At 31.8% G+C, this 17333-nt stretch carries 10 protein-coding genes; all 10 read right to left on the bottom strand.

Going from position 1 to position 17333, the window contains the following annotated elements; translation table 11 throughout:
• Nucleotides 1-7: 7 nt before the first annotated feature.
• Genes IEW75_RS07260 through IEW75_RS07305 form a run of 10 tightly spaced genes read right to left on the bottom strand, consistent with a single transcriptional unit; the run spans nucleotide 8 to nucleotide 17328 of the window.
• Nucleotides 8-2242, bottom strand: a complete 2235-nt coding sequence (locus IEW75_RS07260) for a glycoside hydrolase family 20 protein (protein ID WP_134248768.1) — start codon at nucleotides 2240-2242, stop codon at nucleotides 8-10.
• A gap of 16 nt (nucleotides 2243-2258) precedes the next feature.
• Nucleotides 2259-3440 carry a PNGase F N-terminal domain-containing protein gene (locus IEW75_RS07265; protein ID WP_134248767.1) on the bottom strand — a complete coding sequence of 394 codons (1182 nt, stop codon included), beginning with the start codon at nucleotides 3438-3440 and terminating at the stop codon, nucleotides 2259-2261.
• A 15-nt stretch (nucleotides 3441-3455) separates the two neighbouring features.
• Nucleotides 3456-5681: a GH92 family glycosyl hydrolase gene (locus IEW75_RS07270; protein WP_229714417.1), complete on the bottom strand. Its 2226-nt coding sequence runs from the start codon at nucleotides 5679-5681 to the stop codon at nucleotides 3456-3458.
• 34 nt (nucleotides 5682-5715) lie between these two features.
• Nucleotides 5716-7191 (bottom strand): alpha-L-fucosidase, encoded by a 1476-nt coding sequence (locus tag IEW75_RS07275; RefSeq protein WP_134248765.1) that lies wholly within the window; start codon nucleotides 7189-7191, stop codon nucleotides 5716-5718.
• A gap of 10 nt (nucleotides 7192-7201) precedes the next feature.
• Nucleotides 7202-9517: a GH92 family glycosyl hydrolase gene (locus IEW75_RS07280; RefSeq protein ID WP_134248764.1), complete on the bottom strand. Its 2316-nt coding sequence runs from the start codon at nucleotides 9515-9517 to the stop codon at nucleotides 7202-7204.
• A gap of 4 nt (nucleotides 9518-9521) precedes the next feature.
• Nucleotides 9522-11843, bottom strand: coding sequence for a glycoside hydrolase family 20 protein (locus tag IEW75_RS07285; RefSeq protein ID WP_134248763.1), 2322 nt, complete (start codon nucleotides 11841-11843; stop codon nucleotides 9522-9524).
• Nucleotides 11844-11866: 23 nt separating this feature from the next.
• Complete coding sequence (locus IEW75_RS07290) at nucleotides 11867-12886, bottom strand: glycosylasparaginase (RefSeq protein ID WP_134248762.1); 1020 nt, start codon at nucleotides 12884-12886, stop codon at nucleotides 11867-11869.
• A gap of 10 nt (nucleotides 12887-12896) precedes the next feature.
• Nucleotides 12897-15137, bottom strand: a complete 2241-nt coding sequence (locus IEW75_RS07295) for a GH92 family glycosyl hydrolase (protein WP_134248761.1) — start codon at nucleotides 15135-15137, stop codon at nucleotides 12897-12899.
• A 6-nt stretch (nucleotides 15138-15143) separates the two neighbouring features.
• The gene (locus IEW75_RS07300; RefSeq protein ID WP_134248760.1) at nucleotides 15144-16259 is read right to left on the bottom strand and encodes a glycoside hydrolase family protein; all 1116 of its coding nucleotides are present in this window, start codon (nucleotides 16257-16259) and stop codon (nucleotides 15144-15146) included.
• A 7-nt stretch (nucleotides 16260-16266) separates the two neighbouring features.
• Complete coding sequence (locus IEW75_RS07305; RefSeq protein ID WP_134248759.1) at nucleotides 16267-17328, bottom strand: carbohydrate-binding family 9-like protein; 1062 nt, start codon at nucleotides 17326-17328, stop codon at nucleotides 16267-16269.
• Between the last annotated feature and the right edge of the window lie 5 nt (nucleotides 17329-17333).

Consider the following 17333-nt stretch of genomic DNA (forward strand, 5'->3'; position numbering starts at 1 on the left):
AAAAATCTTAATTAATTAGTACTTCGTCTGCAAAAATCCAAGATGGCAAACCTGCTGCATGATGCCAATATGGAGCTTCATTCATATTTTCTGCTACAATCTTTATGTATCGTGCATTCACTTTTGAAAACTCTAAAGTAAAGTATTTTATATCGTTTACCTTACTTGTTTTAGATAATGGCTCATCGTTTTTTAGAGTTCCAAGTTTTACGAAATTTTTGTTATCATTTGAAAAATAATAAGAAACACTTTTAGGAAAAAACACAATATGATTACTTACTTGTAAAAAAGCAGTTGAAACCGAACTTACAGTTGTAGCGGTATCTAAATCGATAATAGCTTCTAAATGATTCCCTTCAAAACCTAGCCAATTTGCATAAAAATTACTTCCACCTAAAGCACCATCTGTTAAGGTTTGTGGATCTTCACTAGCATATTTTTTTGGTTTGGTTAACAAAGTTACTTTTTTTCCAATGGCTTTGTTTGGTTGTATTGCAACTTCAAGTGATTTTTTATAACCATTAAAATATTCTTCAACCGTAAAACCCATTTCGTTCATTAAAGTTATACCATTTTTTTGACAGGTTAAATAAAAATTAATCAACTTTTCATTTACATAAGGATTTATAATTTTAGTTCCTTTTTCATTCAAAATAACCAATTTAAAATCATCTGAAATTCCTTTTTTACAAGCTTCTAGAATGGCATAATCAACACTAACTCTTGCGCATTGAATTCGATCTAAAACTTCTGGAGAATTAGCAACTTTTTCTGCTTCATTAAAAAAGCTTTCATATTGTTTTAACAATACTGGATTTAAAAATGATTCAAATGCTTGTGAAGGGTCTCCATATAAAAACAAGAAAAAATCACTATTTTCTTGTATTTTTTCATGAACCAAATCAATGTATTTTTTTACATAAACACCTGATTCTTTATAATAACCTTCTGTAAATTCAGTAATTAACTCCTCTATACTTAATTCTGGATTCCATAATAATTTTGCAGTAATATAAGAACGTAATTCAAACAATTCACTTGGGTTATGACTGTGTTGTTCGAATACCCATTTTGCATTATTTTCACTAAAAAGTTGAATATTTGGTTGCAACGTATGCAAGTTAGGAAATGGTGCTAAAAAATTGGTAAACTGCGTAGTATAATCCCAAATTCTAATGTTCTCAGTTATATGTTTCCACCCTATTAAATCTTCTGTAAAATCTGAACAATTAGCTGAAATTGGTGCGCTTCTGTCGCATTCAATAGAACATAATGTAATTAATACATTACTTAAGGGTTTTGTTTTAGATGGTTTCCGCGTGTATTGATAGGCTAATGTAGAAATTGTTTTATCTGGAAAAGTTGCTGCAATTTTATTTACAAACTGAATCATTGTGCCAGTTGCACTTCCTTCTGCAGCATCAATCGCTGCACAATTTTCACAAGTACAATATTGCGTATTATCGTTGCTACTTACAGAAATTACAGTAGCTTTTGGAAATTGTTTAAACAATGAAGCTACAGAATCTTTTACAATTTCATACACTTTCTGGTTTGTTAAACACAATTGTGTAGGCAGTCTTTTTGAACCCCTTAAAGCATAATAATCTGGATTACTTTCATAAAATATTTCCTCTGGAATAAATTTATTAAATGTATGCACTCTTGCCGAAGGAACATAATACGGAAAAGCTTCTGAGGTTACTTTATGCTTTGCTGCAAATTCTGGGTTTTGATAAAATAATTTTGAATGTACCGTTCTTGTGGTAATACTTGGCGTGTATGAATAATTGATATTGTTCTTAATAACTATATTTTTTGAACTTGGTATCTCTTCAACTGTAGGAGAATACCATTTACAATTTAAATAGTTTTCTAGAAACTCATAAACCGCATTATGTAATGCAGTTTCTGAACCTCCAACAATGTGAATTTCATCATTTTTAGTTAAAATTTTCAGTTGATTTTTATTAATATCTTCAACTTCAACAAAAAGTTGTTGTTTATTTTCAGATTGTTTTTCTTTAGTTACAATTGGAATTTTAACTGTTGAAATTTTTTCAATATAAGTTTGAAGGACTTCCGAAGCTTCTTTTACAACATGTGAAGCTTCTTTTTCAATTATAATTTCATAATTAGAAGTGCCATTTGTAACTAATTGTAACTCCTTTGAATTATTACAAGAACTTAAAAAAAATGTACTACAAACAGTTAAAAAAATAACTAACTTGAAAATTTTCATACTAATTTATTTAAAATTATTCTTCGTAAGTAATATAAGCACCAACCAACCAATGATTTAACTTATCGCCATCTGCTGCAGTTCCATCAATAGCAATTTTAACAGTATGTTTCCCTGCTTTTAAATGACTTAAATCAATTTCAAAAGGTTTTACAGATGAACCGGGACACCAATTAGATCTGGATAAATCTGATGATGCAATGCGTTCTTCAATTTCTTTTACTTGATACAATCTTGTTTTATAATCTATATACGAAGCCGAATCTTTTTTAATCCAAACACCCGATGTAGGATTAAATCGTCTAAAAGAAGCGCAATCATCTCTCCATGGAATAGTATCTAAAACCAATTTATTATTTACATAAACACTATTTTTAATTTTTATAAATTCATCTCCACCACTATGTCCTCCGTGACCTGTAGTAGTATAATATAATTTAGCGTTTTTAGCATTTTTAGGTAAGACAAAAGTTTGCTCTAAAGGAGTTCTTGCAAAGAAATCTGGAATTCCTTGTCCGTTTACATACGGAATGGTATTTACCAAGGTTTGAACCTTTTGTGTTTTTCTTGAACGGTTAGAATAATTTAATTCCAAATCAACTGCATAACCTTCGGCAGTCCAACTATCAATCCAAACTCCAACATAAAAAGTATTGGTCACCAAACTTTTTAACTGGGAAATATCTTGTTCCCAAACCACTTCTTTTTCCCAAGACGGAATATAAACGGGTCTTCTGTATTTTACTTTATTATCGCTGTAATGTCCAACACCGAAAGGTGTCATAAATCGTAATAATTCTACAACTGGTTTATACGTTTCTGTTGCTTTTACTCCTTTAAAATTATTATCTACAACAGAACCTGCCGGAAATTCTTTACCATCTTTTGCTATGCTTATGATTGATAGTTCTTCTAAATCTTTTACCACAAAACAGGAACCTGACTTGTCCCAACGATCACCATTTGAACGAACTGTTAACTTAATTTTTACATCTGTCCCTTTTTTAAAATTTGGAACAGTTACTTTCTTGTAGATAATTCTACCATCAACCAAACGGGTTACTTCTGTATCTTCACCAACTTCTCCTCCAAAATTTAAAGGTTGATTATTAAAAACAGTATAGTTTAAACTTTCTTGTGCATTTACTGATAAAAAAGCAGTAAATAAAAGGGTTATAAATAGGGTATTTAATTTCATTTTAATTGTTTTACTTTATTTTAAAATAATTTTTAAGTTGTTTCCGTTTACCAAATCATCATGATTTATAAAATAGCTACGATGCTTTTTTCCATTCAATAAAACTTCTTTTATATATCCGTCAGCATTTGTATCTTTTTCAATAATCAACTCATTATTCTTATAATATTTTGAGTCTAACTGAATCGTAATTTTATCAAACAATGGTTTTGTAATGGAGTATTTTGGTTCTCCTGGAGCAATTGGATAAATACCCATCATAGCATAAACAACCCAAGCCGACATAGTTCCTGTATCATCATTTCCAGGAATACCATCTGGTTTGTTTGTAAAATGTTGCTGCACCAATTCTTCAACTAATTTCTGACTTCTCCACTCCTCACCTTTTACATAATTAAATAAAAACGGATAGGCAATATCTGGCTCGTTCGCCATATCATATTGATTGGTGTCAAACACCTTTTGAAGCTGGTTTGTAAATCCTTTATTTCCGCCCATTAATTTTTTAAGACCTAAAATATCATGAGGAATCATAAATGCATATTGCCAAGCATTCCCTTCAATAAAACCCACATTTTCGCTAAAATTAGCTCCATCATTTGGATCAAAAGGTTCGTACCAATTACCGTTATTTAATCTTGGTCTTAACAATTTTAATTCTTTATCAAATAATTTTCTATAAGAAATTGAACGATTATAAAATCGCTTATAATCATCTTTCTCCCCTAACTCTTTAGCTAATAATGCAATAGAATAATCGGCTGCATTGTATTCTTGTGTTGTAGAAACGGAACCTCCATTATCAGTTGTTAAATAGCCTTTCTCTATATAATCTTTTAAACCTGGTCGTACTGGATTATCCTCAATTTGATCGGCACCTTTTAACATTGCCTTATATGCTTTTTTTACATCAAAATCTTGAATACCCTTTAAATAGGTGTCTGTTATAACAATACTTGCTGGATCCCCAACCATAGTAAATGTTTCGGTAGAATTTAATTCCCATTTTGGCAACCAGCCATTTTCATCGTACATATCTAACATACTTTTAATCATATTAGATTGTTGTTGTGGATATACCAATGACATTAATTGATGCACATTCCGGTACGTATCCCACAACGAAAAAACGGTATAACGTGTTCCCTCAGTTTTTCCAATTTTACCAGTTTTAATTTCAGGGTATTCACCGTTAAAATCGTTCAAAGTGTTTGGATGAATTAACGTGTGGTACAACGCCGTATAAAAAACAGTTTTATCATCTTTTGAACCACCTTCAACTTTAATTCTAGAAAGTAATTTGTTCCACTCGTTATAGGTTTCTTTATAAACATCATTAAAGGTTTTGTTAGAGGTTTCTTGCTCTAAATTTTCCCGTGCATTTTCAATACTAACATAACTCACTCCAATTTTAACCTCAACAGTTTCTGTTTTATTAAAATTGTAGCTAAAATACGTTCCTATACTATCTCCAACTACCATTTTTGTGGAAGCATCCATCATTCTAGTTTTTCCATTGTAACCCATCCACTGAGCTTCTACTCCTTTATAAGTTGTTGGTTTTTTCCACACACCAAAATTATCGGCAGGCTTAGAAAATTTAGCTACAAAATAAACTGGATATGCCGCTTCTGGACTGTTATAACAGAATGAACCTACAGAGCGCATTCCTTCAATTTCTGATGAAGAAACCACTTGTACCATTGCGCCTTGTTCGTTGGTTAAGCCCAAACCTAAATTCAATAAAATATTTGATTCACCTTTTGGAAATGTAAACTTACTAACTCCAACTCTTTTTGAAGTTGTAAATTCAGCTTTCACATTGTATTTATCAATTTCTGTACTATAATACCCTGCTTTTGCAACTTCATTAGAATATGTTGAACCATATTTTAAATGATCGGTCTCTACAGCGCCAGTTGTTGGCATTAACAATAAAACACCTAATTCAGGACATCCTACTCCGCTTAAATTTACCTGACTAAACCCTGTTAAAAACGTGTTTTCATGCACATACGGATTGGATAACCAACGGCTATCTTTTTCCAATGGTAAATTTTGTGGCCCTGCAACATTAAACGGACTTATACTTGCCATTCCTCTTGGTGCAATTGGCCCAGGAAATGTCGCTCCATAATTGGAGGTTCCAATAATTGGATTAACATAATCTACTGGTTCTTGAGCGAAAGAAACCGAACTTACTAGAAATAAAATAGCACAAAAAATAGAGCTTAACTTCATATTTAAAAATTTATTCAAAAACATTTTTATTTTATTAATTAATTGCTTCAACTTTTAAGGTCCAAGCATATTTTGAAGGTAAATTATCCCTTAATTCCTTTGGGATTAAAACTTTAAACCCTTCTTTTAATTTTACCCACTTTAATCGTTTTTTTGAACCTAACATTGTTATTTTAGTTCCTTTTTTAGGATTGATAGAGTTCACAATTATTTCTGATGGAATATGGTTTTCTGTTTCTTGAACCAAATAAAATAAAAAAACATTTCCATCTTTATTTTGGGTCATGCAAATATTATTTTCTTTAAATGGTGCAATTGGTTTTGTATTGTATATGGCACTACTATTCACTTTCATCCAATCTCCATATTCTTCTAATAATTCATAAGCTCCCTGTTGCCATTCACCTTCTGGACTTGGAGCTATATTAAGTAATAAATTACCCCCTTTTGCCACAACATCAATTAACATATGAATACCTTCTCGACCACTCATATATTTAGCGTCTGGTGTGTAAGACCAACCACCTCCAGAAATAATACAAGATTCCCAAGGATAAGGCAATGTTTTTTCAGGAACTCTATTTTCTGGCGTTAAATAGTTTTGATTTTTACCATGAACAGCTCTATCAACCACAATTAAACCTGGTTGCTTTTCACGAGCCTTCACAACCAATTCATCCATTTTTATATCTTGGTTTACCATTCTGTGTTTTAAATAAGCTTGATTATCATTATGTAAAGTCCCAGTAAACCAATCTATTATTTCTGATTTTGAAGCCTTTGCAACCCAACCACCATCTAACCATAAAATATCTATTTTACCATAACCTGTCATTAATTCCATAATTTGATTATGAGTGAAATCAACAAACTTTTGCCACTTTTCAGGATTTTCTTCTGGGGAATAATTTACATTTCTATCCATTGGTGGATACTTTGGATCCCAATAATATTCAGAGTTCCAATCTGGTTTTGAAAAATAGGCACCTGTCCAAAGTCCCTGATTTCTAAAGGATTTAAAAATTTCTTTTGTAATATTCGCTTTTGGATTTGATGAAAAAGGTGTTCCCGAATCTGTTATTTTATAATCTGTATATTTTGAATCGAACATTGTAAATCCATCATGATGCTTAGTAGTAAAAACAACATATTTCATTCCTGCATTTTTAGCTGCTAACGCCCATTTATCTGGATTAAATTTCACAGGATTAAAAGTGTTCTTTAAACCCTCATATTCTTTTTTATAAGCAAAATAATCATTTGGATTTACCCCTTTTGTTCTTTCACACCAACTGTACTCTTCTGGAGATAAAGACCAAGACTCTACAATTCCCCATTGACTATAAGTTCCCCAATGCATTAATAATCCAAACTTTTTACCTTGCCATTCATCTAATTTTTCCAATACCAAAGGGTCCGTTTCTGGCACATAACGTTCATCCTCATAAACACCCTGTGAAAATGAGTATATAGAAAAAAATAAAGCGAAAACAAAAACTAAATTTTTCATTTATGTAATATTACTTTTTAGAAGTACTTAATGAATAAGGAACGTTTTCAGAATTACTTCCCCAGTTTTTATTAGGTGTATTTTCCATCTTAAATTGTAAAATTCCTCCTTTTTGAATGTCATCAAATTTTAAATAAGTATTATTATACTCAGCATTGTTTAAACTAGTAGATTCTATATAAAAATTACTTTCTGAATTATTTTTTGAATTAATTTCGAAGGTGTTTCCATTTTCTAAATATAGTGTTGCTTTTTTAAACAACGGACTTCCAATCACATATTCATCAACACCAGGCGTAACTGGATAGAAACCTAAAGAACTAAACACATACCAAGCAGATGTTTGTCCGTTATCTTCGTCACCACAATAACCATCAGGAGTTGCCGAATACAATTTTGTTAAAACATCTCTTACTTTTTCTTGAGCTTTATATGGTTCACCTGCGTAATTATACAAATAAATCATATGCTGAATTGGTTGATTACCATGCGCATAATTACCCATATTAGCAATTTGCATTTCTCTAATTTCGTGAATGGTAAATCCATAATACGAAGCATCAAAAGTTGGTGGCATATCAAAAACTTCATCTAATTTTGAAGCAAATTTTTCCTTACCGCCCATTAAATCTATCAATCCATCTATATCATGAAAAACAGACCATGTGTAATGTAAACTATTTCCTTCTGTAAAAGCATCTCCCCATTTTAAAGGGTTAAAAGGAGATTGAAAACTGCCATCTTCATTTTTACCTCGCATCCAATTGGTTTCTGGATCAAATAAGTTTTTATAATTCATAGATTGCTTAAAGTATTTTTCGGCAATTTCAGTTTTTCCTAATTTTTCAGCCATTTTTGCAATGGTAAAATCGGCATATGCATATTCTAATGTTCTAGCTGCGTTTTCGTGAATACCTACATTATAAGGCACATACCCTAAAGTGTTATAATATTCTAATCCTGCTCTACCAACCGAATTTACAGGTCTTCCATCTGCAACTGTTGCATTTTTTAACATTGCTTCTAGTAATAATTCAACATCCATATCTTCAACACCTTTCAAGAAAGCGTCAGAAATAATAGGTGCTGAATTTGAACCAATCATACAATCTCTATGACCAGGACTTGCCCATTCTGGCAACCATCCTGATTCTTTATAAGTATTTGCCAAACCTTGCATTATTTTACCGTTTAGCTCTGGATACATCATATTAAAAAATGGAAAAACAGCTCTAAAGGTATCCCAAAAACCATTGTCTGTAAACATATAACCCGGCAATATTTCACCGTTATACGGACTGTAATGCACTACTTCATTATTTGCATCAAACTCATAAAATTTTCTTGGAAATAATAACACACGGTATAAACTAGAATAAAAAGTTCTAATATTATCTATATTATCATCTTCAATTTGAATTCTGTTTAACTCAGTCTCCCAAGCTCGTTTTGCTTTTTCTTTGGTTTGATTAAAAGTATCAGCTCCTATTTCTCTTGCTAAATTTAATTGAGCCTGTTCAGGACTTATAAATGAAGATGCAACTTTTACGTTTACAGTTTCACCTTTTTTAGTTTTAAAACCAATTATAGCTCCCACATGTTCACCTTCACTATTTATTGAATTTTCTTCTAACTTCCAACCATCATTCCAAGTATGATTTACTTCAAAATCTTTATCGAATTCTGCCACAAAATAATTATGAAAATTTTCTGGAACGCCACCACTATTATTTCTACAATAGCCAATAATTTTACGTTCTTCTGGAATAATTTTAACCATCGAACCTTTAAAAAAGGCATCTAACATAATATAAGATTCTTCCGATTCTGGAAACGTAAATTTAAAATGAGCCGCTCTTTCTGTAGGAGAAACCTCAGCAGTAATATCATAATCAGCTAAATAAACCGAATAATAATGTGGTTTTACCGTTTCTGCTTTGTGCGAAAACCACGATGCTCGTTCATCTTCCTGAAATTTTAAATCTCCTGTTGTTGCCATTAAAGAGAATGCAGCATAATCGTTTATCCACGGACTTGGTTGGTGTGTTTGTTTGATTCCTCTAATTTTATACTCATCATATTTATAAGTCCAACCATCACCCATTTTTGAAGTCATTGGAGTCCAAAAATTCATTCCCCATGGTGTTGCAATTGCTGGATAGGTATTTCCGTTAGACAAACTAAATTCAGAGTCTGTTCCCATTAGTGGGTTCACATAATCAACTAAACTTTTCTGATTTTCAATCTTTGTAACACGCTCATTTTCGGAAGTAGTACAAGATAAAATAATTAAACTTAAAAGAAATATTAAACTGTATTTTTTCATGTTTCTAATTTATTAAAATTTCATCAACAAATAACCAAGCACTTCCTCCTTTAGGATGCTCTGCCAAACAAGTTGCCTTTACTTTAACAAAACGTGTATTTTGGTTATCAAATTTAACTTTAAAATCTTTTAATTCTGAAGATGCATTGGCTTTAAAAGCTCTTTCTATTTTTCCTATAGAATTAAATTGTTTTCCATCATTTGAAATAGAAACTTCAATTGCTGTTGGAAAAAAGATTGAAGGCCCTTGATTTTCAAGAGTACCAACAATAACTTCAGAAATTTCTGTTTCGGTATCTAAATCAATAATAACTTCCATATCTTTTCCTAACCAACCTTGCCACTGCTTATCGTGATAATTTTTAGTTGCACGCAATGTATTTACCATATTAAACTCACCAGCTCCTTGATATCTTTTATCAGAAGGCTCCAAATATTTAACTTTTTGAGCTACTGCTTTATGAAATTTAATAGTGTCTATTAATGTTTTACCAACAGGTTTATCATCTTTAAACAATGAAGCTTTTATAATTGTTGTTTTGTTTAACTCAATAGGTGCAGTATATTTTATTGCGTTTTCGTTAATTTCATCAGCATCTAAAACATATCTAATCTCAGGGTTTGGAAACTCATTTTGCAATGTAATACTCGCAGTTTTATTTTCTAGATTCACAGTAGCATCTGCAGTTACCAAATACGCACTTTTTGCATAATTGATATCTAAATAATCATAACGCTCAAATAACGTAGTAATTCTTGAAGAAAAATCTTCCCAATTTCGAGATTCTTTTGTTGACCAAAGAGTTTCAGATAAAGCAGCCAATCTAGGAAAGATCATATATTCAGAATGTGATTCTGTTTGAATTTGTTCTGCCCAAAGATTTGCCTGTCCACCTAAAATGTGTTTTGTTTCAGCTTCAGTTAAATCTTCAACAATAGGATCAAATTGGTATACTTTACTTAATGGCGTATATCCACCCCAAGCTAAAGGCTCTTCATTTTGTGGACCTTGATAATGATCGAAATAACAATGAGAACCAGGAGTCATAATTACATCATGTCCTTGTTTTGCAGCTTCTATTCCACCTTTTACACCTCTCCAACTCATAACGGTTGCGTCTGGTGCTAAACCACCTTCTAAAATCTCATCCCATCCAATTAATTTTTTACCTTTTGAATTGATGAATTTCTCCATTCTTTTTATAAAGTAACTTTGTAATTCTTCAACATTTTTTAGGCCTTCAGTTTTCATTCTTTTTTGACAATGCGAACAAATTTCCCAATTGGTTTTTGTTGCTTCATCACCTCCTATATGAATGTATTTTGAAGGAAAAATCTCAATTACTTCTAACAATACATTTTCTAAAAACTCAAAAGTATTTTCTTTACCTGCACAGTAAATATCAGTTATTGGCCACAGTCCACCAGAAGGTACACCTATTCGTTTTTCTAGACAAGATAATTCTGGATAGGATGCAATAGCCGACGAAACGTGCGCTGGCATTTCAATTTCTGGAATAACTTCTATGCTTTTAGAAGCTGCGTACGCAACCAAGTCTTTTAATTCTTCTTGTGTGTAAAAACCACCATAAGTTCCTTTTTCGTCTGGTGAAGTTTTATACCTTCCATCCCAATGTTTGTCTTCTTGATCAACTCTCCAAGCTCCAATTTCAGTTAATTTCGGATATTTTTTAATTTCAATTCTCCAACCTTGATCGTCTATTAAATGTAAGTGCAACACATTCATTTTATGCATTGCCAAGCGGTCAATAACGCTTTTTAAATATTCTATTTTGAAAAAATGGCGCGATACATCTATCATTAAACCTCTGTATTGAAAACGAGGCTCATCTTTTATTGCAACAGTTGGAATTACCCATTCTTGATCTGCTACCAATTTTGGACTTTCTATTGCTACTGGTAATAATTGCCTTACAGTTTCTAAACCATATAAAAAACCAGCATTTTCACTTGCAGTAATTGTTATTACAGCAGTTGACACAGAAAGTGTATACGCTTCTTTTGCAAGTTCTGAATTTGTATTAAATTGTATAAAATCGTTATCTGGTGCTTGCTCTACAATTTGAATATTAAAGCCTCCAGCTGTTTGCATTCTATCACTAAATTCTTTAGCAATTGCTTCTTGAAAAGCATTTGAGGCAACAATTTTTGTGCTTGTTGAAAACTCAAAAACACCTTCCTGTAACTTTAATTCAACAGGTTTTGGTATAATGTGAATATCACTCTCAGTGAAAACTTTTGGCTTTGTACACGAAGTCATAAAAGCTATTAGTGCTAACACTAGAAATTTGTTAATTAGTTTCATTTTAAATTCTTTTTAATTCTTTTTTAATTATCCCAAGACATCTTAAATTGTGCATCTTCCATTCTATTTCCGTTATCTTCATCATAAACGGCATAGTTAAAACCTGATCGTAAACTATAACCTGCATGTTCTCCATTTTTATTTACAGCAATAAATCCAACTTGTAAATACTCCATATCTTTGTGGTTTTTATGTTTATTGTAAATACGTTCTACAATTTCTTTACAAGCTTCAAAAGGTGATTTTCCTTGTCGCATTAACTCCACAACCATGGCACTTCCAGCAGTTCTAATTACTGCTTCACCTAAGCCTGTTGCTGCCGCAGCGCCAACCTCATTATCTAAAAATAATCCTGCACCAATAATTGGAGAATCTCCTACTCTACCATGCATTTTCCAGGCTGCTCCACTAGTTGTACAAGCTCCAGAAATATTACCATCATTATCTACAACTAACATTGAAATAGTATCGTGGTTTTCAATATTTATTACAGGTTTGTATTTAGACTCTTCCACCCATTTTTTCCAATCTTTTTCTGCTTCTGCAGTTAACAAATTTTCTTCAGTAAAACCTTCGGAAAGCGCAAATTGAAGAGCTCCTTGACCAGACAACATTACGTGAGGCGTATTTTGAAGTACTTTTTTTGCAACTGAAATTGGGTGTTTAATTCCTTGTAAAAAAGAAACCGAACCACAATCGCTATTGTGATCCATAATACAAGCATCTAACGTTACTTTACCTTCTCTATCTGGAAAACCACCATAACCAACACTTCTTACTTTTGGATCGGCTTCTGGAATTTTCATTCCAGTTTCAATAGCATCTAAAACTGGTTTTCCATTTTTTAACGCTTCCCAAGTTTCTTCATTTGCTGGCAAACCGTGATTCCAAGTTGAAATAATAACTGGTTTTTTCTGACTCTTTACCACTTCTTTTCCTGCAGTATCTCCTTCTTTTTCAGTAAGGTTTTTACAACTTAAAATAGTGCTTACTCCTATGGTTCCTAAAGCGGCTTTTTTTATAAAATCTCTTCTTTGCGACATAAACTTGGTTTTATTTGTACATTTTTGAACTTGAAGCCATGGTGTTTTTAGAATTTTTATTTGGAAGATTTCCCATTGTAAAGATCAGTGTTCCACCATCCATAATTTCTGAATGTTTGATATAATTTCGTTCTATTATTTTACCATTTAATTTAATAGTTTGAATGTATTTATTTTCTGAACTATTGTTTATAGTTTCAACAGTAAACTTTTTTCCGTTTTCTAAATTTAGCGTTGCAGCATCAACAATTGGCGAACCAAGAACGTAAATTCCCTGTGCTGGATTTACAGGATAAAAACCTAAAGCACTAAATACATACCAAGACGACATTTGTCCACAATCTTCGTTTCCACAATGTCCGTTTGGTTCATTTTTATATTGAGTTTCTAAAATTTCACGCACCAATTCTTGTGTTTTCCAAGGTTTTTCAATGAAATTATATAAGTATGCTACATGATGACTTGGTTCGTTTCCGTGTGCATATTGCCCAATCATTCCAGTACTAAAAATTGGTAATATATCTTTAGGAAGTGGCTTTAACGAGAACATAGTGTCTAACTTTTTTTCAAACAATTCTTTTCCTCCAATAATATCGGTTAAACCCTCAATATTATGTTGCACAGACCAAAAGTATTGCCACGCATTACTTTCACAAAAATAAGGTGTGTATTCCTTTGGAATAAACTCATTTACAAATGCTCCATTTTTCAATTTCGGTCTCATAAACGTTGACTGCGAATCATACACATTTCGCCAATTTTCGGAGCGTTTTAAAAACTCATTATAGACTTCTGTTTTACCTAAAGCTTTTGCAAATTGTGCAATACACCAATCGTCATAAGCATATTCTAAAGTTTTAGAAACCGACCAATTTTCATGGTGTTCATCAACTGGAACATAACCTAGATCCATATATTCATCTATTTGTCTTGAATTGTCTGTTGCACTTGCAACGCAAGCTTCAAAAGCTAGCTCAATATCAAAATTTTTAATTCCTTTAAAATAGGCATCTACAATCACCGGAACAGCATGATAACCAATCATCATATTTGTTTCATTTCCTTGCATAGACCAAACAGGTAATAAACCAGTTTCTTTATAGTGTGCTAACAAAGAATTTATCATATCCGAAGTTCTTTCTGGATGTAGAATGGTGTATAATGGATGCGCAGCTCTGTACGTATCCCAAAGTGAAAAAGTATCATATCTATTAAAACCATCCGCTTTTACAATATTGTCATTCGCTCCTTTATAATTTGAATTATGATCGCTTAATAAGGTAGGCGCTAACATAGATTGATACAGCATGGTATAAAAAATATGTTTTTTGGTTGTATCTGTTGTTGAAATTTTAATTTTTTTAAGTTCGGTCTCCCACTTTGCTTCTGCTTGTTGTTTAATTTCATCAAAATTAAAATCAGGCGCTTCAATTGCTAAAGATTTATGTGCACCTTCAATATTTCCTGTAGAAACACCCGTTTTTAAAATAATTTGTTCGCCTTTACTAGTTCCATACTCTAAAATTATTTTTGTGTTTTTAGCTATAACTGGCGAAGTTGTTAAACTATCATTGTTAAATAATTGATACGAATTAAATGGTTTAGAAACTTTAATAACAAAATAAACACGTTGGTCTTTTGCCCAACCAGTAGATTTTCTGTAACCTTCAATTGTGGTATTATCCACAACATTAATATATGTTTCTGTTGGACTGTCCCAATTTAATGCATAGCCCAAATCTATATGAATTTGCGTATTATCGTCTTTTGGAAAGGTATATTTATGAATTCCTGTTCTTTCAGTTGCCGTTAATTCAGCTTTAATACCATAATCTAACAAATCAACTGAATAATAACCTGGCGAAGCAGTTTCTTTATCGTGAGAAAAATTTGAAAAAGGTTTAAAACTATTTTCTTTAATTCTTTTTGAAAATTTACTATTGGTTGGCATTACCAAAATATCATACAAATCTCCAGCTCCAGTTCCGGTTAAATGCATATGAGAAAACCCTGAAATAATAGAATCTTGATAATAATAACCAGCAATTCTGTCCCAGCCAGGAACACCAATATCTGGACTTAATTGCACCATTCCAAAAGGAACAGTTGCTCCTGGATAGGTATTTCCAGGGCCATCTGTTCCAATAAATGGGTTTACATAGTTTACTAGTTTTTCAGGTTTGGTTACTGTTTTTGTACAACCAAAAAGCAATCCAAATAAAATGATATATATAAGTCCAAACTGCTTCATAAATTACTACTTCAAACTTTCTTTTGTTTCTTTTATTGCTTTTAAATATTCTTCGGATATTGCTGGACCATCAAAAAACGTGATTCCTTTTGCTCCGTTTTCTTTAGCCAATAAAATTGCTTGTTTAAAATCTTCAACAGATTTAAAATCTGGCATATAAATTCCAGTATTTACACCAATTCCTTTGTCTTTAACATCTTCAACACCTTGTTTAGTTGCAAAACCAATCCAATCTACTTCTTCGTTATAAAAACCGTGATAAATCATTGGATACACTTCATTAATTGTCCATTTATCCCAACGTTGACGCACCATATGATCTGCCATTTCAGGATAAGGAAAAACTGCAGCGGTTAAGTTTTTCTTGTATTTATGAACAATTTCATAGGCATCATTCACCACATTTCTAACAGCATTTAAACGGAATTGTTTCCATTCCATATCAATGTCTGTATTTTTAATGTTTCTAGGATTCTTATGATGTAATTTTTCAAATTCACTTACACAAACATCACAATAACAAAAATCAAATTCTGGTAATTCTTCGTCTTGCACTAAATCGTATTTTGGAAGCAAACCAATTGGCAAGAAAATATCTGAAAAACGAATATAATCTAAATGTACACTTTCAATACCTTCAACTTTTGCCAAACCTTCAACTAAGCCTAAAACGTGATTACGAGATTCCTCTCTTGTTGGACATAACCATTGGTAATAACCTACATACGGACGCGTATCAAAACATGATTTTCCTTCCCTACTTACAGCATACCATTCTGGATGTTTTAAAGCAATGGTATCTCCTGGACGGTTCATTGCCATAATCCAAGCGTGTACTTTTAAGCCATTTTCAGTTGCAATTGGTGTAATTCTTTTTAACAATTCTGGATCAGTTCCTGTATTAATTAAGACTTCATCAATACCAGCTGATTTATATTTTTCAAATTCTTTTGCATAATCTTCATTAGCTCTTTCCTTATTAGCTGTAATCCAAACTCCAAATTCAAACGAATTTTCAGTTTTAATGTCTTCCGAAGTTGATACGTCTGCTTTTTCTTTTGTAGTTTCACAAGAAAAAATACTTAATACCAATGCAAAAAATAGTAGTTTTTGTAGTTTCATAATAAATTTAATTTGAAATAATTTTACCGTTTTCTTTAATAATTAATGTGTTGTTAGTAAAAGGACTTTTTACTGAAATATTATAACCTGTTGTGTGATTTTCTATTGTTGGCTGCAAGGTTTTATGATTTACAATAATGGCTTTTGTAGTTAAACTATCTATAGATGTTGCCCATTTTTTATGCTTTTGACGGTAGCTATTTTGTGCTTTGTATAAGTTGTATAATTGCTCCTTAACGCTATCATCTTGCGGAATTGTAAAGGTATCTTTTGAACCAACTTCTTTTGATGAAAAATACACATAACCCCATTTTTCTGGTTCGTGCATATTTATAACTCCTTGTGGAGACCAAACCCAATTGTATTCGTGTAATAACTTACCAGCTACATCTTTTTTTCGTTGATATTTACCATCTTCTAATTGATAATCCCAATTAACTCTTGAGAAATTAACTCTCCAATGTTTATTTTCAGGAACATTTTTTTCGAAGTAAGAAGTTTTATAAGCCTTCCAAGGAATTGCTAACTCTAATGTCCAACCTTGATCTTTATCTGTTGGATTGTTTATTGTTCCATCAACTTTAACAGCAGATTTTAAACCTGTTAAGGTCCAATCGTTTAAAGCGGCATTTCTCTCGCGATATGGTTTTGTAATAAATAAATCCCATACTGTATTTAAGGCATTAACTTCTAATTCGTAATAATTAAAAGTATCTCCATCTGGATCAATAAAAACTTCAAAATCGTTGTTATGAAAAATTATGGCATCGTGTTCTGTAATATCTGCCCAAACGTGCGGTTCTTCCATTTTTGCTAAAATATAAAAGTAAGTTTCATCCCACATCATTTTAACATGCGTTTTGTAAGTTGGTTCTTTTACGCCTTCAATATCTATAAAAGTATCTGACCATTCTGTTTTACTCCAAGAAGTTTCAGTTGCTTCTCCATCAATTGTAATCGTTTCAGAAGTTTTATGTGCAATATAGCTTCTAGGAACATTATTTGTTGATTGTGCGCAACTTACTGAAGTAAATAAACACAATAAAATGACTAACTTAAGTAATTTCATATCTA

It is taken from the genome of Lutibacter litoralis, assembly GCF_014646675.1.
In the GTDB taxonomy this organism is placed as follows: Bacteria; Bacteroidota; Bacteroidia; order Flavobacteriales; family Flavobacteriaceae; genus Lutibacter; species Lutibacter litoralis.